The sequence below is a fragment of the Kitasatospora sp. NPDC005751 genome (assembly GCF_040630835.1).
In the GTDB taxonomy this organism is placed as follows: domain Bacteria; phylum Actinomycetota; class Actinomycetes; order Streptomycetales; family Streptomycetaceae; genus Kitasatospora.
On the sequence record NZ_JBEXYC010000148.1, the window covers coordinates 1 to 2958 of the forward strand.

The 2958-nt window shown below is 75.0% G+C and carries 1 protein-coding gene; it reads right to left on the reverse strand.

Features of this window, described 5'->3' with window-relative positions:
• On the reverse strand, positions 1–2958 hold a 2958-nt coding region (locus tag ABZ497_RS36685), incomplete at both ends, for a type I polyketide synthase (RefSeq protein WP_359812463.1).

The window sequence follows — 2958 nt, forward strand, 5'->3', positions numbered from 1 at the left end:
GCGCCGGTCGGCAGGTCGACCAGGACGAGTCGGCCGGGGTTCTCCGACTGCGCCGAGCGCAGCAGGCCCCAGACGGCGGCGGCGGGCAGATCGGCGATCCGCTCCCCGGCCGCGGCAGCGACGGCCCCTCGGGTGACGACCACCAGCCGGGCCTCGGCCAGACGCTCCTCGGCCAGCCAGGTCTGGGCCAGGCCGAGCACCTCACCGGTCACACGCGCGGCCGCCTGCGCCGGGTTTCCACTGTCCTGGTCACCGGCGCAGGCCAGCACCAAGGCGGGCTCGATCTCCCCCGCCTCGGTGGCGGCGGCCAGACCGGCCAGGTCCGTGAAGGCCCGGACCGGAACGCCGGAGGCCTCCAGCGCCTCGGCCAGACCGAAGCGGTCGGCGCCGATCAGCGCCCACGCCCCGGCCGGAGCCTCGGCAGCGCTCACCGCGGCCCACTCGACGGTGAACAGGGAATCCGCCACCCCGGCATCGTTCGACCGGAGTTGCTCGGCCGACACCGGACGGGTGATCAGCGACTCGACGGAGACCACCGGAGCACCCGTGGCATCCGCCGCCGACAGCACCAGACTGCCCTGCGCATCCCGGCGCAGCCGGGCCCGCAGCACGGACGCACCCGCCGCGTGCAGCTCGACACCCGTCCACGCGAACGGCAACCGCACCCGGCCCTCGTCCTCGGCCCCGGCGACCAGGGCGCTGGCGTGCAGCACACCGTCCAGCAGGGCCGGGTGCAGACCGAACGCACCCGCATCGGCGGCCACGCCCTCGGGCAGTGCCACCTCCGCGAAGAGGTCCTCGCCCCGGCGCCACACCGCGCGCAGCCCCCGGAACGCCGGGCCGTAGCCGTAGGACGCCCCGGCGCCGGCCTCGTAGATGCCGGTCACGTCGACCGCCGTGACCCCGCGCGGAGGCCAGACCGCGAAGTCCTCCTCCGCGACCGGCGCCTCCCCGGCGGGAGCGACGACGCCACCGGCGTGCTGCGCCCACTCCTCCTGCCCGTCGGGGCGGGAGAACACCTCGACCGTCCGACGGCCGTCCGCATCGGCAGCGGCCACCACGACCTGGACCTGCACACCGGAGCCGTCGGCAGGCAGCACCAGCGGCGCCTGGAGCGTCAGCTCCTCCAGCAGGCCGCAGCCCACCTGGTCACCGGCCCGGACCACCATCTCGACGAAGCCGGTCCCCGGCAGGAGCACCACCCCACCGATCGCGTGATCGGCCAGCCACGGGTGCGTCCGCACGGACAGCCGCCCGGTGCAGACCAGCCCCGCACCACCGGCCAGTTCGACCGCCGCACCCAGCAGCGGGTGACCGACCGCACCCAGACCCAGCGACACCGCGTCCCCACCCAGAGCCGGTCCGGCCGCACGCGGCCAGTACCGCTCGTGCTGGAAGGCGTACGTCGGCAGCTTGACGAGGTCGGCGGAGGGCAGAACCGTCGTCCAGTCGACCGCCACGCCGTTGACGAAGGCCTCGGCAAGTGAGGCCAGCAGGCGCTGGGCGCCGCCGTCGTCGCGGCGCAGCGTGCCGCAGACGGCCGCCGGCAGCGCGGCGGAGTCCAGCGCGACCTCTTCGAGCGTGTCGTTCATCGCGCCCAGCAGCACCGGGTGCGGCGTCACCTCGACGAACAGCTGGTGGCCCTGACCGGCCAGGGTGCGCACCGCCCGGTCGAAGTGGACCGTGGCGCGCAGGCTGCCGTACCAGTAGGCGGCGTCCAGCTCCTCACCGGTCAGCGTCTCGCCGGTCATCGCGGACACCATCGGGATCCGGCCCCGGCGCGGCGCGATACCGGCCAGGACCTCGGTGATCTCCGCTTCGAGGCGGTCCACCTGCGCCGAGTGCGAGGCGTAGTCCACCGCGACCATCCGGGCGCGCACGCCCTCCGCCTCGAACTCGGCCTTCAGCTCCTCCAGGGCCTCGGGCTCACCCGAAACCACCACCGCCGAAGGCCCGTTGACGGCTGCCAGGGCAACACGCTCACCGAAGCGGGCGATCCGCTCCTCCACCACCGCGGCGCTCCGGCTCACCGACAGCATCCCGCCGAGACCTGCCAGCACCTTCAACGACCGCGAACGCAGCGCCACCACCCGGGCGCCGTCCTCCAGCGACAGCATCCCCGCAACCGTCGCCGCCGCTATCTCGCCCTGCGAATGACCGACCACCGCAGCAGGCTTGACGCCCGCGGCCTCCCAGACCGCCGCCAGCGACACCATCACCGCCCACAGCGCCGGTTGGACGACATCCGCCGCCTCCAGTGCGGGGGCACCCTCGGCACCCGCCAGGACGTCGCTCAGCGACCACTCCACATACGGCGCCAGCGCCGCCTCACACTCCGCGAGCCGCGCCGCGAACACCGGGCTGCACGCCGCCAGTTCACGGCCCATGCCGACCCACTGCGAACCCTGACCGGCGAAGGCGAAGACCACCCGCGCACCCGGGCGGGCCACACCCGACACCACCGCACCCGACGGCGCACCGGCGGCCAGGCTCTGCAGGCCCGCGACCAGCTCGGCGCGCTCGGTGCCGACCACCACCGCCCGGTGCTCGAACACGGACCGCGTCGTCGCCAGCGACCACGCCACCTCCGCCGGATCCACCGACGGCCGTGCGACGGCCCAGTCGTACAGCCGGCCCGCCTGAGCGGTGAGGCCGTCGGCCGAGCGGCCCGACACCAGCCAGGCGCCCACCGCGCCCGGCTCGACCACCTTGTTCGGGACGTCGCCCCGGCCGTCGTTCCCGGCGTCGTTCCCGGCATCGGCCGGCTCGGCGACCGCCGGGGCCTCCTCCAGGATGACGTGCGCGTTGGTGCCGCTCAGACCGAACGAGGACACCCCCGCTCGCCGCACCCGGCCGTTGCTCGGCCAGGGCGCCGCCTCCGTCAGCAGCTCCACCTCACCGGCGGACCAGTCCACGTGCGGCGACGGCTCGTCCGCGTGCAGCGTCCTCGGCAGCTCC